The following is a 23,193-nucleotide window of genomic DNA, read 5'->3' as shown; positions in this document are numbered from 1 at the left end:
AAATTTTGTTTGACTTGAAGATTGCAGAGGAATTAAGAAAAGAGATTGAAGAGAAATATGAGGAAGGAGAAAGGATACCATCGGAGTTGGAGCTATGTGATAGGTTTGGTGCTACCAGGTATGTTATAAGAAAAGCTCTCTCACGCTTAGTTCAAATGGGACTTATATATCCAAAACACGGAAAAGGATATTTTGTGGTAAAAAAGCCACTTTATGTAAGATATTGGCTCTCACCAGTAAGCAGATTTTCAAAAATGATGAAGGATATGGGTTATATACCTCATGCAAAACTCATAAAGGCAGGTGAAACAAATCCTCCCAATGAGGTTAAAGAAAAGCTCGAATTATCTTCAGAGGAACTTGTTTATCAACTTGAAATTTTAAGATTTGCTAATAATTTACCCTTAGCATATAGTTATACCTGGCTCCCAACTGAGAAATTTCATAATCTATTATATCATATAAATTCATTTTTCTCTCTTTACGAAATTATAGAAAACGTTTATAATATAAAGCCTTTTAGAATGAACTCAATTATACAGGTTGTCTACCCCACCGATAAAGAATCCTATCATCTTAAAATATCAGGCTCTATCCCACTTTTACAGATAACTAGTATTGTTAGAGACGAAAAAAACAGGAAGATTGAATTTACAAAGTCAAAATATCGAAGTGATTTATGCAGAGTAGAGATAGATTTCAGAGATGTAGGAGGTTGCATCAAATGATTCTGGATTATAAGTATCAAATATTAGTAGAAGGTGATCCAACCATATGGAACAATTTAGCAGAAGATATACAAAAAAAGTATGAAGTAAATGTAATAAAACCGCCGGCTGTTGTTCTTGTGATGATGCGAGCAAAGGAATCTGTCGAAGAATTAACATTTAATGTAGGTGATATTCTGATTACAGAATGCGTTGTCGAAATAAATTCACAGAGAGGTTGGGGTTATATAATTGGTGATAAGCCTCAACTTGCCTTGTCAATAGCTATTATTGATGCTGCAATTAATGCTAAACTTCCAATTGTAGAAAAAATTATCCCTTTATTTGCACAACAATATAGAGAAATAAGTAAAAAGAAGCTGGAGGAATTTTGCTTAGTGAAAACATCAATGGTCGAATTTGAGGAAATGGAGGGATAATTTTTATGAGTATTCATCCCATATATAGTTTTGATGATGTCCACGATACTCAAAAAATATTCAGGATTATGCTTGATAGTATGGCTAGACCTGGTAAAATTAATGTACTTCCCTCAATTTATTTATTGCGCAAAGATGAGAACTTTCTTTATTTAATAGCAAAAACTCTTTTGGATATAGAGGTTACCTTTTGCTTTCTTCCTCAAAACAATTTTTTAGAGTACCAAATTAAGCAAGATACGGGTTCATCAACAGCACCTATAGACAAAGCCGATTATATTTTCTGTGATGGAAGAAAAGAAAATAAAAATTTATATTTAGCAAAACAAGGAAGTCTTTTTTTTCCTGAACAAAGTGCGACCGTCATTATGTTAGTTGGAAAAATATTAGCAAATAAAAGTGAGAATTTTAGGGGTGTAAAACTAGAACTTAGTGGTCCGGGAATTTTTTCTGCTACAAGTATATATATTGAGGGAATACATAGTTTTAATATTGAATGGTTGTTAAACTGTAACAAAGAATATCCCAAAGGGGTTGACACTTTCATTGTGGACTTAGAAGGTCGATTAGTAGGAATACCAAGAAGTGTTAAAGTTAAAATAGTGGGTGGTGAGAGTCAATGGGATATGTGGCTGTAAAAGGTGGTATTGAAGCAATTGAAAATGCCGAAAAGCTTGTTCATTTTTACCGATTAAAGGGTGGTTCTCCACTGTTGCAAATACAACAAATAGTTGACCAACTTCGTTTTGCAGTTGACAAAGTTATGGGAGAAGGCGCTTTATATTGTCCTGAATATGCTGCGCTTGCAATTAAACAGACAGAAGGAGATCTTATTGAAGCTTCATTTTTACTAAGGTCATATCGTTCTACTTTATCAAGAAAATATTATTCATTGCCTATTGATACTTCTAAAATGAGAATAATTAGACGTATATCTGCAGCTTTCAGAGATATACCAGGAGGGCAGATTCTTGGTCCGACTCGTGATTATACAACACGACTTTTGGAGTTTGATCTTATGAATGAAGATACTGGTTCAGCTAGCAAATATATTGAGGAGCTTTTAAATCAAATAAAAATAAAAAACGATTTTCAAGACAGTGCCATTCCTTCATTTCCTAAGATTGTTGAGTATCTAAAACGAGAAGGTCTTTTAATTGGTTCTAAAAAATCAGACTCGCAAATATTTGACATAACAAAAGAGGCGCTTAAGTTTCCATGTCCAAGGTCAGGAAGATTACAAATTTTGGCACGAGGCGAAACAGGGGGACTTTTGGCTTTAGCATATAGTAGTATGCGAGGGTTTGGGGATATTCACCCTACAATTGGTGAGCTGAGAGTAGGTTACGTTCCATTGATTATACCTCATCCTGGGGGGAAGGGTACTTTATATTTAGGAGAGATAATGGTGACCGAGGCAGAAATTATTGCTAGTGTTAAAAAAGATGATGAAAGTGTCCCAAAATTTACACTGGGGTATGGACTTTGTTTTGGACACAACGAACTTAAAGCAATATGTATGGCAGTTTTAGACAGGTCTATGATGTCAGAGAATCCCAAAAATCCTGCCGAAAACCAGGAATTTGTTTTATATCACATAGATGGAATTGAATTATCAGGATTTGCTCTTCACTATAAACTTCCACACTATGTAACTTTCCAGGCAGAGCTTGATAGACTAAGAGCTTTACAACAAGAAGGAGGGTTCAAAAATGGAGAACAAAGTTAATGTTTATTTAAATACATCAAGGTATAATTTTGGATTTTTAAATGAAGAAATTAAAAAAGAAATTAGAAGAAAAATATTAAAAGCAGTTGCTATTCCCGGATATCAAGTTCCTTTTGCCTCTCAGGAACTTCCAATTGCAAAAGGCTGGGGAACAGGTGGACTTCAAATAACATTTTCTCTGGTCGGACGTGACGATATTGTAAAGATTATTGATCAAGGTTGTGATGAGAGTGTAAATGCTGTTAATTTAAAGAGATTAATTGTAAAAACAACAGGAGTAAAGGTAACTACTGATACTTACCAGGCAACAATAATTCAGACACGACACAGAATACCTGAAATTGAGCTTAATGAAAATCAAATTCTAGTTTTTCAAGTACCAATTCCTGAACCTTTAAGAATTATAGAACCTAGTGAAATTGAAACTCGGAGAATGCATGCGGAAATGGATTACGGCAAAATGTGGGTTTACCTTTATGAAGATATTATTAAGTGGGGAGATATAACAATTGGTTACAGATATCCTGTATTAGTAAATAATCGATATATTATGGATCCTTCACCTATTCCAAGATGGGATATACCCAAGCTAAATATGGCTAAAGCATTATTTTTGTTTGGTGCAGGTCGAGAAAAGAGAATATATGCAGTTCCACCTTATACAAAAGTGAAACCACTTGAATTTGAAGATTATAAATTTCATGTTGAAAATTTTAATGGCAAAAAATGTAGTCGTTGTGGGAGTAGTAATAGTTTCCTTGTAGAGTATTATAATAGAGAAACTGGTGAGAAAACTTGGGTATGTTCTGATACTTCTTATTGTACTATGCGATTAAAACATAAATTAAGTGGTGATGAATATGAATAATTTTATAGAAACAGTTATTGAAGTCAAAGGATTGACAAAAATATTCGGAAAAGGTTGTCCTTCATGTGTAGAAGGTACTGGTCCTGATTACAATACAAATATATGTCCTTATTGCAAATCAATAGTTGCATGTTCAAATATTTCGTTTAAACTGTTCAAAAGTGAAATTTTAGGGATAGTTGGCGAAAGTGGGTCAGGTAAAAGTACACTTTTAAAGTGTCTATATTTAGAGCAGCAACCTACTGATGGTGAGTACTATCTAAATTACTATAAAGAAGGAAAGGTAAATATCTTTCAACTCGATTCTCAAGAAAAAAGATATATTAAAAACAACCTGCTTGGTATGGTTTACCAATATCCTCATTTAGGACTAGATATGTATATTTCATGCGGAGGAAATATTGCTGAAAAATTAATTAATAGTGGTTACATAAGCATATCTAAGATAAGAAAAAGAGCCAGTGAACTTCTTAATAAAACAGAAATTCCATTACTGAGAATAGATGACTTTCCCAAAAATTTTAGTGGAGGCATGCAACAAAGAGTCCAAATTGCAAAGGCACTTTCAAATAATCCCCCGATCTTGTTTTTAGATGAAATAACATCTGGTTTAGATGTTTCTGTTCAGGCAAAAGTTTTAGATTTAATTAAATCCATACAACAAGAGCTCAAAATTTCAATGTTAATAGTTTCACACGATATGAGTGTTATTCGCATGTTGGCAGATAGGACAATCGTAATGAAAAATGGCAAGATTGTAGAAATGGGGCTAACAGATCAGATTCTTGAAGATCCTCAGCATCCTTATACTCAATTATTGATAAGTTCAATATTATAAGCTTTTCCTGAACTCATTTAAACATGTAATTGATTTTATGCCTGTTAGAAGATTAGAAGGAGGTCAAACCAAGATGGAATCAATATTAGAAGTGAAAAATTTAAGCAAACATTTTGTTCTTCATATGCTGCAAAAGAAAAAAATAAAAGGCTTTGAAAATATCTCATTTTCTTTAAAGGAGAAAGAAGCTATTGGAATCATTGGCAAAAGCGGTTCTGGAAAGTCGTCCCTGTTAAAATGCATTTATAGAACCTATATACCGACATCTGGTAGTGTAATATTTAATTCTAAGATATTTGGACCCATTGATTTGGCTTCTGCATCTGAAGATAAAATTCTGGTACTCCGTAATAAAGAGATTAGTTATGTATCACAATTTTTCAAAGTAATTCCACGAGTATCAGCTATTGAAATAGTAAGTAGCGAGCTTCTGAAAAGAGGGAAAAAGAAAGAAGAAGCATATTATATTGCGAGTCAATATCTTGAAAGACTTGATATACCAAAAGATTTATGGGATGCTTATCCTGCTACTTTCAGTGGTGGTCAACAACAACGTCTTAATATTATAAAGGCAATTATTGTAAAACCGCGACTTTTATTAATTGATGAACCGACTGCGTCATTAGATAGATACAGTAAGAATAAAGTTATTGATTTGCTTTTGGAACTGAAAGATGAGGGAACAAGTATTGTTGGTGTCTTCCATGATACTGATTCTATGAAAAGACTTGTTGATAAAGTTTATAAGATACCAGAACATATATGTGAAGGAGCTGAGGTGTTGAACATATGAATAATAGCTTTGTTATAACTAATGCTAAAATTGTCATGCCTGATAGAATTATTAATAAAGGTAGTATATTTATAAAGAATGGCTGGATTTATGATATAAGTAAAAAAATAGTAAATAATACTAGTGGTAATAACATCTTAAATGTTAACGAAAATTTTGTTTTACCAGGATTTATTGATCTTCATAGTGATGCCATAGAAGCAGAGATAGAACCAAGACCAAAGGCAAATTTCTCAATTGATTTGGCGTTTAGAGAGTTAGAAAAGAAAATTGCGGGTAATGGGATAACCACTATTTTTCATTCAATATCTTTCTCAGACAGGGAAGTAGATTTAAGAAAATCGGAAGTAGCAAAAAATATAATTGAAAAAATATATACTCAGTCACAAGAATTTTCTTTGATTAGAAATAGGATTCATCTTAGATTTGAAGTAACTAACACTAAGGCAATTGATACAATAATGCAATTCGTAACAAAAAAAATGGTAGATATCTTATCATTTATGGACCACACTCCAGGGCAAGGTCAGTTCAAATACATAGAAGAATATGAAAGATACATGGCTTTTAAATTTGGTTTTTCCAGCGAGAAGGTAAAGGGAATTATAACTAAGAAAAGGACATCTTGGTCAGATATCTACAATGATTTATCTTATTTAGCAAACCAAGCTTTGGAAAATAATATTATATTAGTATCCCATGATGACGATTCACCGCAGAAAGTCAAAGAAATGAAAAAATTAGGAGTAAAAATATGCGAATTTCCAGTAAATATTGAGACAGCAAAAACGGCATATGAAGAGGGCATGAATGTGTGTGTAGGTGCTCCTAATATTTTGAGAGGAGGTTCCTTAACCAATAACTTATCAGCAATTGAAGCAATTAAGAAAAATTATGTACAAATAATTTGTTCAGATTATTACCCAAACGCTATACTACATGCAATATTTAAACTGGTAAAAGAAGGTATTTCTCTAACAGATGCTGTTAACATGGTATCTCTTAATCCTGCAAAGGCAGTAGGGATAGATAGATATTTTGGTTCTATAGAGATAGGCAAGAAAGCGGATCTTGTAATAGTAGATTGTTTTAAAAACATTCCACTTATAGTTAAAACATTTGTTGATGGGTGTCTTGTATATTCAATCCAATATAGAAAGGAGATCAAACAAGATGAACATTAAAGGCATTGGAATAAATGTAAGTGCTAAAAGAATTGATGGGAATCATGAAATTTTGAAAAACGATTTGAGTTATTTTGAACGAATTGGATTAGAATATATTGAATTACCAATTCATGGATTAGATATTATTTTTAATGGAAAACTTCAATTAAATAATTTAAAAAACGTTTTAAAATTAATTAAACAATTTCCTTTCAAATACACTGTTCATGCTCCAACTTATCTTAACTTGATGAATTTTGAAGAAGAAAGTTTACACATAACATTGTTTAAATCATGCATTGAATTTGCAAATGCAATAGAATCTGAAATATTAGTATATCATTGTGGCAGATTTATACCAGAAGAAAAATTTTTAATAAATTTAGGAAATAGTTATATTTCAACTGACAAACAAAAGATTATGATGAAAAGAGAAAGAGAGTTACTTATTGAAATGGCACACTACGCTGAAAAGTATGGGGTTGTAATATGCCTTGAAAATGCAAGACCATATCTTGATAGTGATTTTTATTGTTACGGAGAGAAGTTGAACCTATTAGCAGAACAAGTAAGAGCTATTAATCACAAAAATATTAGAGTTACACTTGATTTGGGTCATGCCTATCTAGCTTCGAAAAGATACAATTTTAATTTAATAGAAAGCATCAGAAACATTTCTCTTTTAATTAAGCATATACATTTACATGACAATTTTGGCAGATTAAGTGCTTCTTATGAAAAAGATCAGACAGAACTACTTGCAGTTGGTAAAGGGGACTGTCATATGCCACTTGGTTGGGGATTAATACCATTTGACCAAATATTACCTGTTGTTAATAATTATAACGGTGTACTTATGCTTGAACTGAGACCACGATATTTACAATATTTAGAAGATGCACTATTTTATTTAAAATCTATTTTAAAAGCACAATTAATAAAGGGATAAAAGTTAAGTCTATATGATTGTGTAAAAAGGTTTGAGCCATTTCCCACTCTCTGGTTAGAATAGAAATAGAAACAAACCAAAAATCTAACTGAGGGAATAGGAAATGGCTCAATACGATAATGTAACTATTAGATTCAAAAATTTTGCATTACCTTTTTACAACAGGCACAAAAGACAAGAAAATTAACTAAGTTATAAGAATCGATATTTAATCAAATTTTAGCCGATCTTTGCTCCTGAACAAGTTAAGGCGTAAACCTATCTGGAGGACAGAGAAAAAACAAAATTATTGTAACATTTATTATTCCAAGAGTTTGATTACTAAAGTAGAAACTTAGACTTTAAAAGTAGTAAAACGTCATAATGGTAAATTGACTAAGGGTCTTTTTGAACGTTATCAGCGAAGTGAACAAGCACTTTTATTGGTATTGATGGAGAAGGAAGTAAATAAGGTTTTCACTCATAAGATTGAAGAAATTACTTATGGAGACTTGTCAAGAATTTTGAGTATCCAATTCATAGCATAAATTAAAAAACTGTAAGATTTCGTAAGTATGGTGTTTAATAAGAGGTATCTCATTTTACATTTACCTCTCTCAATATATCTTTGATTTTCGGCTCTATAATAAATATTGGGGTGGGGGGAAAAGGGGAAAATATAGCACTTATTCTGAATGCCTGCTATAATAGAAACTGTTTTATGACAAAAAAAAAACACTCAAAAAGAAAGGAGGCATCCAGAATAAGTGCTTAAATCTAATTATATCACTGAACTTTTAAAATCGAAAGATATTATTCTTCACCAAATGAATGAGAATGAAAATGAAATAGAACTTCACATAAGTCAGGTACAAAAGCCTCACAAATGTCCTAAATGTGGTAATATTACAAGTAAGGTACATGATTATCACACACAGAAGGTAAAAGACGTACCTATAATGGGCAAGAAAACATATTTGATTATAAGAAAGAGAAGATATGTCTGCAAAGCATGTGGGAAGAAGTTTTTTGAACACATAAGTTTTTTAGGCAAATCTCAAAGGATGACAAATAGACTTGCAGCATATATTATAAGTCAACTTGGAAGTTTAACAAGTATGAAAGAGATAGCAAAACACACAAATGTTTCAGTGACAACAGTTATGAGATTGTTTGATAAAGTAAATCCAGGTCAAACTGTAGATGAGTTTTCTTCTGAAGCAATATGTGTAGACGAGTTTAAAGGCAATGCAGGTGGAGCAAAATATCAATGTATAATTGTAGATCCTGTAAAAGGGCAAATAATCGAGATTTTGAAAGATAGAAAGCAAAATATTTTAATTGAGTATTTTAAGAGGCTGAAAGGTAGAGATAAAGTAAAATATTTTATCTGTGATATGTGGAGACCATTTGTAGAGGTAGCAAAAACATATTTTAAAAACGCTAAAATAGTGATAGACAAATTTCATTTTACCCGATACGTTTATTGGGCTTTAGAAAATGTGAGGAAAAGGGTACAAAAGGAATTAGGAAGTAATTTGAGGAGATATTTTAAGAGGAGTAGGAAGTTGTTATTGAAGAATTATGAAGAACTTGAGCCTGAGCAAAGAGAAGAATTAGAAGTAATGTTTTGGTATAGTCAAGATTTGAGGAAAGCCCATCAACTCAAAGAAGAATTTAAGAAAGTGTTAAAGAGCAGTAATTCTGAAGAAGCAAGACTTGTGTTAAAAAGGTGGATAGAGAGAGCAGAGCGAAGTGGACTTTCTGAATTTATGAGATGTGTAAAGGTTTTTAGAAGCTGGTTTTCTGAGATAGTAAAATGCATTTGATGTTCCGTATACGAATAGTACGACAGAGGGTTTTAACAACAAGATAAAAGGTTACTTAAGAGGAATGGATTTGGATGCAGGAATTTTGAGAGATTCAGGAAGAGGATTTTGTAAAGCTTTAGTAGATAAGTTGAAAAAGCTGAATATTTAAAAACCCACTATATGAGTGGGCGGGTGTAGTATTGGTTTTTTGCAGTAGCTTACCTATAATAGGTATGTATAACATTTAATGTATGCTTGAAAAACTAAAAAGGTGGGCATTCAGAATACCCACCCCACTACTTGACAAAGAGCCAATTTATTTTAATTTTCTTCAATACCTTGGAAAAAGCCTCGTATAGTAAGAAAATTACAACAAAGACCAGAACTGTTGCACCACCGGGTGGAACATCTACATAGTAAGAGAGGCTCAAGCCTGATATTATAGAGATCAAAGATACAATCAAAGATGCTATCTGAAGCATTTTAAAGTTTTTTGAAAATCTCATGGCTATTGCTGTAGGGAAAACAATCATGCTGGATATCAAAAGTCCGCCTACAATCTTGAGTGACACAGCTATTATTGTAGCAGCAAGTACGCTCAGGATAAAATCCAGAAGTCCTGTATTGACTCCCGAGACTTTTGCACTTATCTCATCAAATGTTGTGTAAAGAAGCTGATTTTTGAACCCGGTTAAAAAAAACACCGTTGCAATTGCTATTGCAGCTATTATCCAGATGTCTTCATTTCCAATTGTTACAATACTTCCAAAAAGGTAACTCATGAGATTTGCACTGCTTTTCAAAACCCCGAACAAAACAGCAGCAATGCCAAGTGCGGTGATTGAAACAAGAGAAAGAGAGATTTCTTCGAACCTTTTAAACCTTATTTTGAAGTATTCTAACAGTAATGAAAATACAATTGTTGCCAGAACAGCACCGGCTGTTGGACTGAAATTTAAAAGAAGCGCTGCTGCAACACCCACAATGGCTGTGTGAGAAAGAGAATCTCCTATCTGCGAGAATCTTTTTAATACCAGAAAGTTGCCGATTAAAGATGTCATAACAGACACCAAGATTCCAGCAATTAAAGCTCTTTGCATAAATTCATACTGAAGCATTTTTTCACATCCCAGCCTTTAAATAATGTAGACTTTAATCTTTTTTTTCAGAGTAAAAATGTCTGTGTTCAATCTTCTTTATCCTGTATTTATACACACTTTCAAACTTTGAGGGAGAAAAGTCCTTAGCACTGCAGGCTGTATAAATCATGCCATCGCCCATGCAGATTATCTTGTCTGCATGGTGTGTGACAGCATAGACATCATGTGTTACCATCAAAATGGTTGTGTCTTCTTTCTTTTTTTGAGCCAAAATTTCAAACAGAAGCTCTTCGGATCTGCTGTCTATTCCAACGGTGGGTTCATCTAAAATCAGGATTTCCGGATTTGAGATTAGAGCACGTGCTAAAAACACTCTCTGTTGCTGCCCGCCTGAAAGATGACCTATTAGCCTGTCTCTCAGGTTTTCTATTTCAAGAAGTTTTAACATCTCCTCAGCTTTTTTTAAATCCTCACGCAAGTAGCCTTCTAAAAGTCTTTTTTTTGGACAAAGTCCAAGGAGCACTGTTTCTATAACGCTGATGGGAAAGCTCTGGTTAAAGCTTGTAACCTTTTGGGGAACATATGAGATTCTCATTCTATCCTTTGCTGAAATATCACTTTTGTCAAATATCAAAAGTTTGCCCCCTGTCGGTTTAAGTATCCCTGCTATTATATTTAAAAGCGTAGTTTTGCCGGACCCATTGGGACCTACAATTGCTGCAAATTCGCCTCTTTGAATTTTAAGATTGATATCTTTTAATATCTGCTTTTGGTCTGTAAAATAGTTGATATCAATTAACTCAATCATCTTAAAAATCGCTCTCCTGAAAGATTTTTAATTGTTCAGAACAATTTCAAATGCTTTTAGATTCTTCTCCATAAGACTTAAAATGGTCTCTCTTTCTGATTGTTCTTTGCTCACAATTCCCATGCCATATACGTATGTTATCTTTACGCCTGTATCTTTTGCCAGCGATTTGACAGCAGGCAAATTTTCGTTTGGGTCAACAAGAATGTATTTTATATTTTTCTTCCTGATTAGTTTAATTATTTCTTTCATCTTTGCAGCGGAAGGCTCTTCTTCCTCGTTCACTCCTGTGATTGAGTATTGCAAAAGTCCATATTGCTTTGCCAAGTATCCGAATGCCGGGTGGGATATCAAAAACTCTTTTCTCTTTGCCCTGCTGACAACATCTTGAAATTTTTTATCAAGCTCATCCAATTTTGAAATAACAAAATTATAGTTGGTTTCATAGTACTGTCTGTTTTTTGGGTCTATCCTTGTCAATGCATCTTTAATGTTTTTTGCCATCTTTTTTAAAAGCTCTGGCGATGTCCATATATGTGGGTCACTGTTTTGGAATACTATACCATCAGATGCTTTGAAAATTTTTGTTTTGGTGCCCTCAAGGGGCTTTTTTACCCATTCATCAACAAGCCCCAGATAGATAACTGCTTTTGATGATGTGAGCTTGGCAATATCACGTGAAGATGGTTCAAATGAGTGAATTTCCGCACCATCTTTCACTATTTTCTCAACTTTGATTTTATCCTTTGCTATGAGTTTTGTGAGTGAATACACAGGGTAGATGGTAGTGTATACAGTATTTGTGGATTTGCTTTGCAGGCTGCAACCACCGAGCAAAAAGGAAAACATAATTGTTATTAAAACCAGAAAGTGTATCCATTTTTTCATCTTCTAATCACCTCCACAGCATTTGTTGCAAATTCCATATACCTCTAAATTGTGTGACAGAACCTTAAAGTTTCTTTTTCTTAATTCTTCTTTTATCAGGTCTATCTTACAGTCAACAATATTGGTTTTTTGTTGACATTTTATACAGACAAAATAATGACAGTGTTCATATTTTTTAAGTTCAAAAAAGCTTTTTCTGTTTATGACAGACTTTTGAGTAATTCCTTTTTTGTCGAAAAGTTCGAGTACTCTGTAGACTGTTGCAAGATCAATATTTATATTTTTGGCTGAGAGCTTTTGATGAATCTGGCTGGCGCTCAGACATTCGTTTGAAGACTGCAAAACTTTGAGTATCTCTACTCTTTGCCATGTTGCTTTTATACCGTTAGAATTTAATAGCTCTTTTATATTGGATGTTTGCATTCTATTTTCACCTACTTGCAAATAATTTGCAACAACTTATGATGATATTATAAAGCGGCAGTATAAAAAAGTCAACATAGTCACAAAGTAAAAAAGACCTCCTTCATAAAGGAGGTCTTTTTGGATGCACGGTTTTTTAAATAACAGTAAATTTCAAACCTTTAAGTAAGAGAAGATAGCAATTTTAAGTCGTTAGCAAAAAGCTCTAATTTAGAGAGGTCTTGTATCAATGCCTTTAGAAAAGGATATTTATCAAAAACATCATTTCTTATTAAATAAATCTTCCACTGAGCATGGCTTTTTGCTTCAACAAGTCCCACATTTTTAAGGTAAGCAAGATGGCGCGAAACTTTGGGCTGACTTTCTTGAATAAGCTTTACCAGATTGCTTACATTTTGCTCGCGATGAGCCAGTATGTTCAGTATTCTAAGCCTTGTTGTGTCTGAAAGTGCATAGAGTATTTCATTTAGCCTTGTCATTTTCTCTCCCCTTTGTGCTATAAAGATGATGACAATTAACATTATAGCACGTTTTCAAAAAAAAATAAACATAGTTATATACGCATATGCATATATAAATATTGACACATCAGTTTGCTGGAGTTATAATAAGAGCGAATAAAAAAGAGGGAGTGGGAGGAAATGGAACTTCCAAAGAGAGTAATAGGCGAGGCAGTGTTAAAACAGGTTATAAGATACCTTGCAAATAACCCCGAGGAGAATATGGGTAAGATTTTGGACCTTACAGAAAAGATAGTAAGACGTGATAGGGACAAGTGGTATATTCAAAATGCCAAAAAGTATTTGCTTGATCCAAACAGTTCCTGGCATCACTATGCCATGAGGATAATAAAGGAGACAAATCCAAAGGTAAGAGAGAGAATTCTTATCAACTTTTTCCTGAATGCAGGTTTTATCGGTGTTCCAAAGCAGTTGGAGCTCATCAAGAAATACGATATAAACATTCCATATGCTATTTTGATTGACCCGACAGCTGCTTGCAACCTCCACTGCAAAGGATGCTGGGCAGGAGAATACCATAAAGCAGCAAAACTTGACTGTGAAGTGCTTGATAGAGTTGTAAAAGAAGCTCAGGATCTTGGAGTGTACTTTATAATCTTTTCAGGTGGAGAACCTCTTCTGAGAAAAGACGACATATTAAAGCTTTGCGAAAAGTACGAGGACACAGTGTTCCTGTCGTTCACAAATGCCACATTAATGGATGATGAGTTCATTGAAAAGGTTGCCAAAGTGGGTAACCTGGCTTTTGCAATCAGTATTGATGGTTTTGAAAAGTCGACTGATGAGCGACGTGGTCAGGGTGTGTTCAAGAAGGTTGTAACAGCAATGGAAAAACTCAAAGAAGCAGGTGTTGTATTTGGATTTTCAACAACATATCACAGGTACAATGTAGAAGAGGTATCATCTAATGAGTATATAGATTTCTTGATAGAAAAGGGTGCAAAATTTGGCTGGTACTTCACATATGTGCCTGTCGGCAAGGACGCTGATGTATCTTTCATGGCAACACCGGAGCAAAGAGCTTACATGTACAAGAGGATTGAAGAGATTAGATGGTCAAAGCCAATATTTGTTCTTGACTTCTGGAACGATGGTGAGCCTGCCGGTGGGTGCATTGCAGGTGGAAGGAGATACCTTCATATAAACGCAAACGGCGATGTTGAGCCCTGCGCATTTATACATTTCTCAAATGTCAATATAAAAGAATGTTCACTGCTTGATGCGCTAAAATCACCGCTGTTTATGGCATACAGAAGGAATATTCCTTTCAGTGAAAACCATTTAAGACCGTGTCCGATGATTGACAATCCGCTCAAGCTCAAAAAGATTGTTGAAGAATCTGGTGCACATCCCACCCAAATTGGTGGTGAGACAGAGACAGCTGAAGAGCTTGCAAACAAGCTACTTGAATATTCAGAGGCGTGGGGCAAGGTTGCAGACAAGCTCTGGGAGCAAAGAAAACAAGGGATTCCTCAGAACAAGGTTGACCTGTCGGTGTTAGAAGAAGTAAAGAGCTAAAAAATACAGAGCCAAAGATATAGAAAGGAAGGGCAAGCTTTGGTATATTTTGAAGCTTGCCCTTTTTGAATTATGCTTTAAAGATATTTTTTGCTACTTTTATTAAATCCATCTCAATAGTTTTGGTTCTCAGCTGCCTGTATGTCAAAAATGTGCACAGCACAAGCAAAAATATCAAACCATCAACTGGCAAGTACACGCATCTTGCCCAAATCATGAGTGACCAAATTCCAACCACTGTTCCAAGATTGTCTTTCTTGTACATCAAAAGGCCTAAAAATGTAAAAAGTGCAAAAAAACACAACAGGAAATATGCCCCAGAAGGCAAATAATACTCCTGTGGTTGCAGCAATCGACTTTCCACCTTGGAAGTGAAGAAAAACAGAGTATGCATGACCTAATATGACCATAAAAACAACAAGATAAAGGTTCGGTCCTTTCAAAAAAAGCACGTATTTGGCTATATAAGCCACAAAATATCCTTTTGAAATATCCAGAATAAGCGAAGGCACACCTGCTTTTACTCCGGCTATTCTAAATGCGTTGGTTGCGCCGGGATTTCTGTCAGGTGAATCTGTTATGTCTTTATTGAAAAACTTCTTTGTGATAATATACGAAAAGGGAATGCTTCCGATCAAAAATGAAATAAGAGCAAATACCATAGTCGTTTTTTGTAAATCCTGCTTGAAAAGATGTTTAAACAAATTTTACATCATCTTATGAGGTACTTCAAACCATAAAAGAAAAATCTCTTGAAAGTGGTGATTGGGTCTATGAAAAAGATAAGAGATGGTGTTTATACAAACGACTATGCGATATTCTTCATGACAGAGGAGATTTTAAAAGACCTTGACGAGGGAGTTTTGCAGCAGGCAAAGAATGCATCTCAGATTCCAAACGTTGAGTTTTTGGGCTACACACCAGATGCACATATTGGTAAAGGCACATCGATCGGGACTATAATTGTCTGGGACATGTCAAAGGCTTGGATTTCACCTACAATTGTGGGTGTTGATATAGGCTGTGGCATGAGACTTATACTTACAAAATCATATGCAGATGATATAGATAAAAATCTTCTAAAGAAGATGATGAACGAGATAGAAGAGCTGATTCCGACAGGTGTGGGGAAGAAGAACAAGAAGATTTCTCTTTCACGCTCAAAGTATGAAGAGTACCTGCAAAACACAGAGATTGACAAAGACATATCGGATAAGATGGTTTTGATTCATGAGTTTGACCTTGACACAATTCCAGATGAGGCGTATGAAATTGGCAAGGAGCAGTTTGCAACCCTCGGTGGCGGTAATCATTTTATTGAGTTTCAAAAACTTCATGTAATAGATGATGAGGTTGCAAAAGAGTGGGGGCTTTTTGAAGGTCAGCTTGTTGTGATGATTCACTCAGGCTCAAGAAGGTTTGGGGCGGTTATCGGTGATTACTATCAAAAAAAATTTAAAGATGTAATGAAATCAAGAGGCATTGCAACTCCTGACCCGCAGCTTACCTTTTTACCAATTGACAACAAAGTTGCAAAGGACTATATTAAAGCTATGCAGTCAGCAGCAATTTATGCAAAGGTAAATCGCCATTATATGAGCAATTTCATAATCTCGGTTCTGGATAAGCATGGTATTGATGTCTGGGTACTTTATGATGTCGCACACAATATAGCGTATATGGAAAGATTTGCAAACAGAGAAAAGCTTGTGATAAGAAAAGGTGCAACCAGGGCTTTGCCGCCGGATCACTATTTAATTCCAAATCCGAGGTTTTTAAAAACAGGACATCCTGTGATTTTGCCGGGAAGCATGGGTTCAAGCTCATATCTTATGAGAGGGATTGAGGATAATATAATTAGCTATCACACAGTCAACCATGGAGCGGGAAGGGTTCTTTCTCGAAATAAGGCTAAAAAAACAATTTCGGTTGAAGAGTTTTCAAAAGCATTGAGACAGGGTCAGGAAAATGAGATACTAATAAATACCAGAAATCTTAAAGACTTTTTGGACGAAAGTCCGCAAAGCTACAAAGACATTGATACTGTTATAAACTCGGTTATTACCTCAAGACTTGCTGTGCCTGTTGCAAAAATGACACCGCTTGGTGTTATCAAAGGGAAAGATTAAATAAAAAGGATGAGAGTTTGGAAGATGAGTGAAGAGAAAAAGCTTTACTGGCTCTGGCTTTATACAATAAAAGGTATAGGACCTAAAAAATTCAGACAGATAAAACAGGAGTTTAAAAGCTTAGAAAATGCCTACTTTAGCAGAAAAGAATTTAATTTAGATGGCTTTTCTCAATCCATTACACAGCTAATTAGAAAATCAGATTTGTATGAGGCAGAAAAACTTCTTGAATTTTGTATAAAAAATAGTATAAATATAATTCTTGAAGATGATGAGTTTTACCCGCCCGAGTTTAAAAATTTTGATCACTCACCTGTAATACTTTTTGCAAAGGGTAATTTAAATGTTCTAAAAGATAAGAATAGAATTTCAATGGTTGGCACAAGAGAACCCACATATTATGGCAGGAAAGTTGCAAAAGAGCTTGCAAGCATTGTTGCTGAGCAGGGGATGGTTGTGGTAAGTGGTATGGCACGCGGAATTGATACATGCTGTCATATTGGAGCTCTGGAAAAAGGAACAACAATTGCTGTTTTAGGGTGTGGGGTGGATGTTGTATATCCAAAAGAAAATTACAGGCTTTATAACCAGATTACAGAAAAAGGATGTGTGATTTCTGAGTTTTTACCAAAAACTTTGCCGGACAGAATGAACTTTCCGCAGAGAAACAGGATTGTTGCAATGCTTTCACCATGCCTTGTTGTGATAGAGGCAGCAGAGAAAAGCGGGACATTTTCAACAGTTGACTTTGCCCTTGAGATGGGAAAAGAGGTTTTTGCTGTACCTGGCAATATTTTTTCGCAAAAGAGCAGCGGCACAAACAGGTTAATAAAAGAAGGGGCAAGGATAGTATGCTCATATCAGGATTTTCTGGATGATTTGAAAGAGATTTATAATCTTGTTCCAAGACAAATGAGTTTGTTTGGTTTTGAAGAGGAACTTTCTGAAGAAGAAAATACCATCTTAAAGCTTTTGGACAATATTGGTGAAGCTCATATTGAGAAATTGATTTTGCTGACAAACTGGTCACCATCAAAAATTGCAAGCGTTATAACCTCGCTTGAGATAAAGGGCAGGGTTGTTCGGGAGAGAGGCAATATAATTGTTAAAATATAAAATTTCCCAATACAGGAGGTAAATGCTCGTTGAAAAAGCTTGTCATAGTTGAATCACCGGCCAAAGCCAAAACAATTGCAAAGTATCTTGGGAAAGAGTTTAAGGTAGAAGCCTCAATGGGCCATGTAAGAGACCTTCCAAAGAGCGACTTAGGTGTTGATATAGAAAATAACTTTACACCAAAGTATATAAACATTCGCGGAAAGGCAAATGTTATAAACAGACTCAAAAAATCTGCTATGGAGGCTGAAAAGGTTTACCTTGCCACCGACCCTGACAGGGAGGGCGAGGCAATTTCATGGCATCTGGCAAATATTTTGGGGCTGGATATAAATAGCAGTGTTAGAATTACCTTTAATGAAATCACAAAAAAGGCTGTCCAGGAGTCTTTAAAGAATGCAAGACCTATTGACCAGAATCTTGTAAACGCACAGCAGGCACGAAGAGTGCTTGACAGGCTTGTGGGATACAAGCTAAGTCCATTTTTGTGGGAAAAGGTGAAAGGTGGGCTTTCTGCAGGGCGTGTGCAGTCTGTTGCCACACGACTTGTGGTTGAGCGTGAAGAGGAAATAGAAAACTTCAAGCCAGAAGAATACTGGACCTTAGAGGCAATATTCAAAAAAGACAATCAGGAGTTTAAGGCAAAATTTTATGGCACCAAAAAAGACAAAATTGAGTTTAAAAATCAACAGCAGGTGGATGAGATTGTAAATCAACTCAAAGATAAGGAATTCAGGGTTGCAAAGCTTAAAATCTCTGAAAAGAAGAAAAATCCGCCCCCACCTTTTATAACAAGCACTCTGCAGCAGGAAGCTTCAAGAAAGTTAAGGTTTACACCAGCCAAGACCATGATGATTGCCCAGATGCTCTATGAGGGTGTTGAGATAAAGGGTGAGGGAAGCGTAGGTTTAATTACCTACATGAGGACAGATTCAACAAGGGTTTCTCAGGAAGCGCAGGAGGCTGCAAGAAGAGTAATATTGCAAAAGTTTGGCAAGGAATATGTGCCTGAAAATCCAAGAGTATACAAAACAAAAAAGGATGCTCAGGATGCGCATGAAGCCATCCGTCCAACATATATTGAGAAGGACCCTGAGAGCATAAAAGATTCTCTAACACCTGACCAGTACAGGCTTTACAAGCTCATCTATGATAGATTTTTAGCATCACAGATGGAAAGCAGTGTATATGACTCTCTGACTGCTGAGCTTGAAGTCCAGGACTATATTTTCAAGCTCACAGGTTCAAAGCTGAAATTTCCAGGTTTTATGGTGGTATATGTTGAGGGGAAGGATTCAGATACTGAGGAGGAGGAAGAAAACCAGCTTCCGGAGATTGTCGAAGGTGAGATGTTAAAGCCGGTTGGGCTTGAAAAAAAGCAGCACTTTACACAGCCACCTTCGCGCTATACAGAAGCAACACTTATAAGAGCGTTAGAAGAAAAAGGAATAGGAAGGCCAAGCACATATGCTCCAACCATCCAGACCATTCTGGAGCGGGGGTATGTTGTAAAAGAAGATAGATTTTTAAAACCAACAGAGCTTGGAAGAGTTGTTACCAATATTTTAAAAGAATACTTCAAGGACATAATCGATATTGAGTTTACTGCCGAACTTGAGGAAAACCTTGACAAAATAGAGGAAGGTAAAGCTGACTGGGTGGAGATTGTAAAAAAGTTCTACCAGCCGCTCGAAAAGGAGCTTGAAATTGCACGAAATACCATGCAGCAGATTAAAGTTGAGGATGAGCAAACAGACATTGTCTGTGAAAATTGTGGGAGAAATATGGTTATTAAAAAAGGTCGATATGGCAAATTCCTGGCCTGCCCGGGATATCCTGAATGTAAAAACACAAAACCTTATTTTGACTATCTGGATGTTTTATGCCCCAGGTGTGGCAAAAAGCTTGTTGAAAAGAAATCAAAGAAGGGCAAAAAATACTATACATGCGAAAATTACCCTGAATGTGACTTGATTGTATGGGAAAAGCCGGCCGGTAACTGCCCTAAATGCAATCAGCTTATGTTTGAAAAGGGCAAAAAAGGTAGCAAAAAACTTGTATGTTCAAATGAGTCCTGCGGGTATGAAGTAAAGCTAAATGAAAAAGGTGAGTGAAGACTAAAATGGAAATAACAGTAATTGGAGCTGGACTTGCAGGTGTTGAAGCTGCAAATGCTATTACCAGGTATGGTATTAAAGTAAGACTGTACGAGATGAAACCCAGAAAGTTTTCACCTGCGCACAAGCAAGAGGGGTTTGCTGAGCTTGTGTGCAGCAACTCTTTAAAGTCAAAGCTTCTGACAAATGCCTCTGGACTTTTGAAAGAAGAGATGAAACTCTTTGGTTCAATTGTTATGGAAGCAGCTTACCGCACACAGGTTGAGGCAGGACAGGCTTTGGCAGTTGACAGGTTTCTGTTTTCTGAGTATATAACAGAAAAGATTAAACAAAATCCTCTGATTGAGATTATCCACGAGGAAGTGACAGAAATTCCAAGAGATGAGGTTGTAGTTGTCAGCACAGGTCCTTTGACATCAGAAAGTCTTCTTGAGGATATATCAAAGCTTTGCAATAGTAAAAATCTTTATTTTTTCGATGCAGCAGCGCCCATTGTGTTAAAAGACTCCATTGACTTTTCAAAGGCTTTTTTTGCATCGCGCTATAACAGGGGCTCGGATGATTATATAAACTGTCCTATGACAAAGGAAGAATATGAAAGGTTTTACCATGAACTTGTAAATGCTGAGGTTATTGAGGTCAAGGATTTCGAAAGGGACCTGTTATTTGAGGGATGTATGCCAATTGAGGAAATGGCAAGAAGAGGAATTGATACTATGAGGTTTGGACCGCTAAAACCTGTTGGCATAGTTGACCCCAAAACTGGCAGGATGCCATATGCAGTGGTTCAGCTAAGAAAAGATACTCAGGATGGAAGGCTTTATAATATGGTGGGATTTCAAACAAGGCTCAAATGGGGTGAGCAAAAGAGGGTTTTCAGACTGATTCCGGGACTTGAGAATGCAGAGTTTGTAAGATTTGGCGTTATGCACAAAAACTCTTATATAAACTCACCAGAGGTTTTGACAAAGTTTCTTTCACTCAAAAAATACCCAAATATCTTCTTTGCAGGCCAAATAACAGGTGCTGAAGGGTATCTGGAGTCTGCTGCAACTGGAATTGTGGCAGGTATAAACGCTGCAAGGTATGTACTTGGCAAACCTCAAATTACTCTTCCTCCAGCAACCTGCATTGGTGCTTTGATTGAGTATATCACAACACCAAAAAAAGATTTTCAGCCAATGAATGCAAACTATGGTATAATATCAATTGATGATGAAATTGCAAGGATAAAAGATAAGGAAAAAAAGAAACTTTTGATTGCTGAAAGGTCACTGAGTTTGTGCAGTCAAATTGCCAATCAGATTTTTGAATAATTTAAAATTTATGGAGGTTAAATATGTTTGATGCAACAACAATTGTGGCTGTGAAAAAGGGTGAAAAGGTTGCCATTGCCGGTGATGGGCAGGTTACTTTTTCACAGAATATGATAATGAAACAGACTGCTAAAAAGGTGCGAAAGGTATACAATGGTAAGGTTCTGGTGGGTTTTGCCGGGTCTGTGGCTGATGCCATAACATTGTGCGAAAAGTTTGAAGAAAAGCTTGAACAAAATAGCGGTAATCTGCAAAAAAGCGTTGTTGAGCTTGCAAAAGAGTGGAGGCAGGACAAGGTGTTAAGGCGGCTTGAGGCTCTAATGATTGTTGCAAATTTCGAACATTTGTTTATAGTTTCTGGAAGTGGCGAGGTTGTTGAACCCGATGACAGCATAGCAGCAATTGGCTCTGGCGGACCGTATGCGCTGGCAGCAGCCAGAGCGCTTGTTCATAATACCGACCTTGAGCCTGCCGAGATTGCTAAAAAAGCACTGGAGATTGCGGCATCTATTTGTGTGTACACAAATAACAATATTACAGTTTTGGAATTGTAGGTGATAGTAAAATGAATGAATTGACACCTCAGGAAATAGTAAAAGAGCTTGACAAATATATAGTTGGGCAGGATAGGGCAAAAAGATGTGTTGCCATTGCACTGAGAAACAGGTACAGACGTGCAAAGCTTCCGAAAGAGCTTCAGGATGAGATAACACCGAAGAATATCCTGATGGTGGGGCCAACAGGTGTTGGCAAGACAGAAATTGCAAGACGACTTGCAAAGCTTGTAAATGCGCCTTTTGTGAAGGTTGAAGCCACCAAATTTACTGAGGTTGGATATGTTGGACGAGATGTTGACTCAATGGTTCGGGACCTTGTTGAAAATGCAATTTCGCTTGTGAAAAGCGAATACATGGAAAAGATGAAAGAAAGGGCAAAGGCGCTTGTTGAGGATAGGATCCTGGAGATATTAATCCCTGAGCCTCAGTCAAAGAGGGCTGGATTTAAGAATCCTTTTGAAGCTCTTTTTGGCGGGGCTGAGCAGGAAGTGCAGCAAAGTTATCAAACAACAGACGACTATATCAGAACACAGAGAGAGATTTTAAGAGAAAAGTTAAGATCTGGTGAGCTTGAAGACAGAGTAATTGAGGTTGAGGTGGAGGATACAGTAAAACCACCGTTTGAGATGATAATGGGCACAATTTCTGATGAGATGGGGATATCCTTCCAGGATGTATTTGGTTCGCTGTTTCCCAAAAAGAAGAAAAGAAAAAAGATGACCATAAGGGAAGCGCGCGAGGTCCTGGAGCAGGAAGAGTACAATAAACTCATTGATATGGATGAGGTTATAAAAGAAGCAATAAACCGTGCTGAGCAGCATGGAATAATATTTATTGATGAGATAGACAAAATAGCCGGCAGGGGCTCTGGGGCAGGTCCGGATGTGTCAAGAGAGGGTGTGCAAAGGGATATTTTGCCCATTGTGGAGGGCTCTACTGTCATGACAAAGTACGGACCTGTAAAGACAGACCACATTTTATTTATTGCTGCCGGTGCTTTCCATGTTGCAAAAGTTTCGGATTTGATTCCTGAGCTTCAGGGAAGGTTCCCTGTTGTTGTAGAGCTGCAGCCATTGACAGAAGAGGACTTTAAAAAGATTTTGACACAGCCAAAGAATGCTATTACAAAGCAGTATATTGAGCTTATGAAGACAGAGGGGGTTAATATAACATTTACAGATGATGCCATTGAGGCTATTGCAAAGGTTGCGGTGAAGATAAATGAGCAAAGTGAAAACATTGGTGCGCGAAGGCTTCATACTGTTGTTGAGAAGATAATGGAGGACATTTCTTTTGAATATGCAAGCGTTGAGAAGCCGGTTGACATTGTAATTGACAAGGACTATGTGTATTCCAAAGTTTCAGACATGATAAAAGATAAGGACCTCAACAGGTTTATTATTTAGTTTTAGCAACTTTG

Annotated in this window: 23 protein-coding genes and 2 pseudogenes; 17 read left to right on the top strand and 8 right to left on the bottom strand. The window is 36.0% G+C overall.

Going from position 1 to position 23,193, the window contains the following annotated elements; genetic code table 11:
- Nucleotides 1-14: 14 nt before the first annotated feature.
- The 9 genes from OTK00_RS09910 to OTK00_RS09870 all read left to right on the top strand — a co-directional run bounded on the left by OTK00_RS09910 (nucleotide 15) and on the right by OTK00_RS09870 (nucleotide 7,490).
- A complete protein-coding gene (locus OTK00_RS09910; RefSeq protein WP_198525725.1) occupies nucleotides 15-728 on the top strand; it encodes a GntR family transcriptional regulator in 714 nt (237 codons plus the stop codon).
- Nucleotides 725-1,147, top strand: coding sequence for a phosphonate C-P lyase system protein PhnG (locus tag OTK00_RS09905; protein WP_052670854.1), 423 nt, complete (start codon nucleotides 725-727; stop codon nucleotides 1,145-1,147). Before OTK00_RS09910 ends, OTK00_RS09905 begins: the two co-directional genes overlap by 4 nt.
- A gap of 5 nt (nucleotides 1,148-1,152) precedes the next feature.
- Nucleotides 1,153-1,785 (top strand): phosphonate C-P lyase system protein PhnH, encoded by a 633-nt coding sequence (gene phnH, locus OTK00_RS09900; protein ID WP_045168962.1) that lies wholly within the window; start codon nucleotides 1,153-1,155, stop codon nucleotides 1,783-1,785.
- A complete protein-coding gene (locus tag OTK00_RS09895; protein ID WP_045168963.1) occupies nucleotides 1,767-2,876 on the top strand; it encodes a carbon-phosphorus lyase complex subunit PhnI in 1,110 nt (369 codons plus the stop codon). Before phnH ends, OTK00_RS09895 begins: the two co-directional genes overlap by 19 nt.
- Nucleotides 2,860-3,744: an alpha-D-ribose 1-methylphosphonate 5-phosphate C-P-lyase PhnJ gene (locus tag OTK00_RS09890; RefSeq protein WP_045168964.1), complete on the top strand. Its 885-nt coding sequence runs from the start codon at nucleotides 2,860-2,862 to the stop codon at nucleotides 3,742-3,744. Before OTK00_RS09895 ends, OTK00_RS09890 begins: the two co-directional genes overlap by 17 nt.
- The gene (locus OTK00_RS09885; protein ID WP_045168965.1) at nucleotides 3,737-4,582 is read left to right on the top strand and encodes an ATP-binding cassette domain-containing protein; all 846 of its coding nucleotides are present in this window, start codon (nucleotides 3,737-3,739) and stop codon (nucleotides 4,580-4,582) included. The genes OTK00_RS09890 and OTK00_RS09885 overlap by 8 nt, the downstream gene beginning before the upstream one ends.
- 73 nt (nucleotides 4,583-4,655) lie before the next feature.
- On the top strand, nucleotides 4,656-5,375 hold the full coding sequence (locus OTK00_RS09880) for a phosphonate C-P lyase system protein PhnL (RefSeq protein ID WP_045168966.1): 720 nt from the start codon (nucleotides 4,656-4,658) through the stop codon (nucleotides 5,373-5,375).
- Complete coding sequence (gene phnM / locus OTK00_RS09875; RefSeq protein ID WP_045168967.1) at nucleotides 5,372-6,559, top strand: phosphonate metabolism protein PhnM; 1,188 nt, start codon at nucleotides 5,372-5,374, stop codon at nucleotides 6,557-6,559. Before OTK00_RS09880 ends, phnM begins: the two co-directional genes overlap by 4 nt.
- Nucleotides 6,549-7,490 carry a sugar phosphate isomerase/epimerase family protein gene (locus OTK00_RS09870; protein ID WP_045168968.1) on the top strand — a complete coding sequence of 314 codons (942 nt, stop codon included), beginning with the start codon at nucleotides 6,549-6,551 and terminating at the stop codon, nucleotides 7,488-7,490. Before phnM ends, OTK00_RS09870 begins: the two co-directional genes overlap by 11 nt.
- Nucleotides 7,491-7,984: 494 nt before the next feature.
- On the opposite strand, the pseudogene OTK00_RS12300 reads toward OTK00_RS09870, so the two are convergent.
- Nucleotides 7,985-8,124, bottom strand: a pseudogene (locus tag OTK00_RS12300) (IS256 family transposase); the annotation flags it as partial.
- A gap of 112 nt (nucleotides 8,125-8,236) precedes the next feature.
- Between OTK00_RS12300 and OTK00_RS09865 the strand changes: the two are divergent.
- Nucleotides 8,237-9,412: pseudogene (locus tag OTK00_RS09865) on the top strand (ISL3 family transposase).
- Nucleotides 9,413-9,576: 164 nt separating this feature from the next.
- On the opposite strand, the gene OTK00_RS09860 reads toward OTK00_RS09865, so the two are convergent.
- The 5 genes from OTK00_RS09860 to OTK00_RS09840 form a co-directional block, all read right to left on the bottom strand.
- The gene (locus OTK00_RS09860; protein WP_045168969.1) at nucleotides 9,577-10,398 is read right to left on the bottom strand and encodes a metal ABC transporter permease; all 822 of its coding nucleotides are present in this window, start codon (nucleotides 10,396-10,398) and stop codon (nucleotides 9,577-9,579) included.
- A gap of 34 nt (nucleotides 10,399-10,432) precedes the next feature.
- Nucleotides 10,433-11,188 (bottom strand): metal ABC transporter ATP-binding protein, encoded by a 756-nt coding sequence (locus tag OTK00_RS09855; protein ID WP_045168970.1) that lies wholly within the window; start codon nucleotides 11,186-11,188, stop codon nucleotides 10,433-10,435.
- Between the two features lie 27 nt (nucleotides 11,189-11,215).
- Nucleotides 11,216-12,076, bottom strand: coding sequence for a metal ABC transporter substrate-binding protein (locus OTK00_RS09850; protein WP_045168971.1), 861 nt, complete (start codon nucleotides 12,074-12,076; stop codon nucleotides 11,216-11,218).
- A gap of 3 nt (nucleotides 12,077-12,079) precedes the next feature.
- Nucleotides 12,080-12,499, bottom strand: coding sequence for a Fur family transcriptional regulator (locus tag OTK00_RS09845; RefSeq protein ID WP_045168972.1), 420 nt, complete (start codon nucleotides 12,497-12,499; stop codon nucleotides 12,080-12,082).
- A gap of 161 nt (nucleotides 12,500-12,660) precedes the next feature.
- A complete protein-coding gene (locus OTK00_RS09840; RefSeq protein ID WP_045168973.1) occupies nucleotides 12,661-12,978 on the bottom strand; it encodes an ArsR/SmtB family transcription factor in 318 nt (105 codons plus the stop codon).
- Nucleotides 12,979-13,140: 162 nt separating this feature from the next.
- Between OTK00_RS09840 and OTK00_RS09835 the strand changes: the two genes are divergently transcribed.
- Nucleotides 13,141-14,538 (top strand): radical SAM protein, encoded by a 1,398-nt coding sequence (locus OTK00_RS09835; RefSeq protein ID WP_045168974.1) that lies wholly within the window; start codon nucleotides 13,141-13,143, stop codon nucleotides 14,536-14,538.
- Nucleotides 14,539-14,608: 70 nt separating this feature from the next.
- On the opposite strand, the gene OTK00_RS09830 is transcribed toward OTK00_RS09835, so the two are convergent.
- A complete protein-coding gene (locus OTK00_RS09830; RefSeq protein WP_268760780.1) occupies nucleotides 14,609-14,731 on the bottom strand; it encodes a hypothetical protein in 123 nt (40 codons plus the stop codon).
- A complete protein-coding gene (locus tag OTK00_RS09825) occupies nucleotides 14,721-15,200 on the bottom strand; it encodes a glycerol-3-phosphate acyltransferase (protein ID WP_241765455.1) in 480 nt (159 codons plus the stop codon). The genes OTK00_RS09830 and OTK00_RS09825 overlap by 11 nt, the downstream gene beginning before the upstream one ends.
- 111 nt (nucleotides 15,201-15,311) lie before the next feature.
- On the opposite strand from OTK00_RS09825, the gene OTK00_RS09820 reads away from it, so the two are divergent.
- Genes OTK00_RS09820 through hslU form a run of 6 tightly spaced genes read left to right on the top strand, consistent with a single transcriptional unit; the run spans nucleotide 15,312 to nucleotide 23,179 of the window.
- Nucleotides 15,312-16,667 carry an RtcB family protein gene (locus OTK00_RS09820; protein ID WP_045168975.1) on the top strand — a complete coding sequence of 452 codons (1,356 nt, stop codon included), beginning with the start codon at nucleotides 15,312-15,314 and terminating at the stop codon, nucleotides 16,665-16,667.
- Between the two features lie 24 nt (nucleotides 16,668-16,691).
- Nucleotides 16,692-17,783, top strand: coding sequence for a DNA-processing protein DprA (gene dprA / locus OTK00_RS09815; protein WP_045168976.1), 1,092 nt, complete (start codon nucleotides 16,692-16,694; stop codon nucleotides 17,781-17,783).
- Between the two features lie 29 nt (nucleotides 17,784-17,812).
- On the top strand, nucleotides 17,813-19,897 hold the full coding sequence (gene topA / locus OTK00_RS09810) for a type I DNA topoisomerase (protein ID WP_045168977.1): 2,085 nt from the start codon (nucleotides 17,813-17,815) through the stop codon (nucleotides 19,895-19,897).
- Between the two features lie 8 nt (nucleotides 19,898-19,905).
- Nucleotides 19,906-21,216 (top strand): methylenetetrahydrofolate--tRNA-(uracil(54)-C(5))-methyltransferase (FADH(2)-oxidizing) TrmFO, encoded by a 1,311-nt coding sequence (trmFO, locus tag OTK00_RS09805; protein ID WP_045168978.1) that lies wholly within the window; start codon nucleotides 19,906-19,908, stop codon nucleotides 21,214-21,216.
- Between the two features lie 23 nt (nucleotides 21,217-21,239).
- On the top strand, nucleotides 21,240-21,770 hold the full coding sequence (gene hslV, locus OTK00_RS09800) for an ATP-dependent protease subunit HslV (protein ID WP_045168979.1): 531 nt from the start codon (nucleotides 21,240-21,242) through the stop codon (nucleotides 21,768-21,770).
- An 11-nt stretch (nucleotides 21,771-21,781) separates the two neighbouring features.
- A complete protein-coding gene (hslU, locus tag OTK00_RS09795) occupies nucleotides 21,782-23,179 on the top strand; it encodes an ATP-dependent protease ATPase subunit HslU (protein WP_045168980.1) in 1,398 nt (465 codons plus the stop codon).
- Nucleotides 23,180-23,193 lie beyond the last annotated feature (14 nt).

The sequence above is a fragment of the Caldicellulosiruptor morganii genome (assembly GCF_026810225.1).
GTDB classification, from domain to species: domain Bacteria; phylum Bacillota; class Thermoanaerobacteria; order Caldicellulosiruptorales; family Caldicellulosiruptoraceae; genus Caldicellulosiruptor; species Caldicellulosiruptor morganii.
This window is presented reverse-complemented; position numbering and strand designations above follow the sequence as displayed.

Excerpts from the sequence above, each read along its gene's own strand:
- hslV (WP_045168979.1), top strand. The coding sequence starts at position 21,240 with ATGTTTGATGCAACAACAATTGTGGCTGTGAAAAAGGGTGAAAAGGTT.
- OTK00_RS09905 (WP_052670854.1), top strand. The coding sequence starts at position 725 with ATGATTCTGGATTATAAGTATCAAATATTAGTAGAAGGTGATCCAACC.
- dprA (WP_045168976.1), top strand. The coding sequence starts at position 16,692 with ATGAGTGAAGAGAAAAAGCTTTACTGGCTCTGGCTTTATACAATAAAA.
- OTK00_RS09890 (WP_045168964.1), top strand. The coding sequence starts at position 2,860 with ATGGAGAACAAAGTTAATGTTTATTTAAATACATCAAGGTATAATTTT.
- OTK00_RS09895 (WP_045168963.1), top strand. The coding sequence starts at position 1,767 with ATGGGATATGTGGCTGTAAAAGGTGGTATTGAAGCAATTGAAAATGCC.
- OTK00_RS09860 (WP_045168969.1), bottom strand. The coding sequence starts at position 10,398 with ATGCTTCAGTATGAATTTATGCAAAGAGCTTTAATTGCTGGAATCTTG.
- OTK00_RS09840 (WP_045168973.1), bottom strand. The coding sequence starts at position 12,978 with ATGACAAGGCTAAATGAAATACTCTATGCACTTTCAGACACAACAAGG.
- hslU (WP_045168980.1), top strand. The coding sequence starts at position 21,782 with ATGAATGAATTGACACCTCAGGAAATAGTAAAAGAGCTTGACAAATAT.
- phnM (WP_045168967.1), top strand. The coding sequence starts at position 5,372 with ATGAATAATAGCTTTGTTATAACTAATGCTAAAATTGTCATGCCTGAT.
- OTK00_RS09885 (WP_045168965.1), top strand. The coding sequence starts at position 3,737 with ATGAATAATTTTATAGAAACAGTTATTGAAGTCAAAGGATTGACAAAA.
- OTK00_RS09870 (WP_045168968.1), top strand. The coding sequence starts at position 6,549 with ATGAACATTAAAGGCATTGGAATAAATGTAAGTGCTAAAAGAATTGAT.
- OTK00_RS09845 (WP_045168972.1), bottom strand. The coding sequence starts at position 12,499 with ATGCAAACATCCAATATAAAAGAGCTATTAAATTCTAACGGTATAAAA.
- OTK00_RS09820 (WP_045168975.1), top strand. The coding sequence starts at position 15,312 with ATGAAAAAGATAAGAGATGGTGTTTATACAAACGACTATGCGATATTC.
- phnH (WP_045168962.1), top strand. The coding sequence starts at position 1,153 with ATGAGTATTCATCCCATATATAGTTTTGATGATGTCCACGATACTCAA.
- OTK00_RS09880 (WP_045168966.1), top strand. The coding sequence starts at position 4,656 with ATGGAATCAATATTAGAAGTGAAAAATTTAAGCAAACATTTTGTTCTT.
- OTK00_RS09855 (WP_045168970.1), bottom strand. The coding sequence starts at position 11,188 with ATGATTGAGTTAATTGATATCAACTATTTTACAGACCAAAAGCAGATA.
- trmFO (WP_045168978.1), top strand. The coding sequence starts at position 19,906 with ATGGAAATAACAGTAATTGGAGCTGGACTTGCAGGTGTTGAAGCTGCA.
- OTK00_RS09835 (WP_045168974.1), top strand. The coding sequence starts at position 13,141 with ATGGAACTTCCAAAGAGAGTAATAGGCGAGGCAGTGTTAAAACAGGTT.
- OTK00_RS09850 (WP_045168971.1), bottom strand. The coding sequence starts at position 12,076 with ATGAAAAAATGGATACACTTTCTGGTTTTAATAACAATTATGTTTTCC.
- OTK00_RS09825 (WP_241765455.1), bottom strand. The coding sequence starts at position 15,200 with ATGGTATTTGCTCTTATTTCATTTTTGATCGGAAGCATTCCCTTTTCG.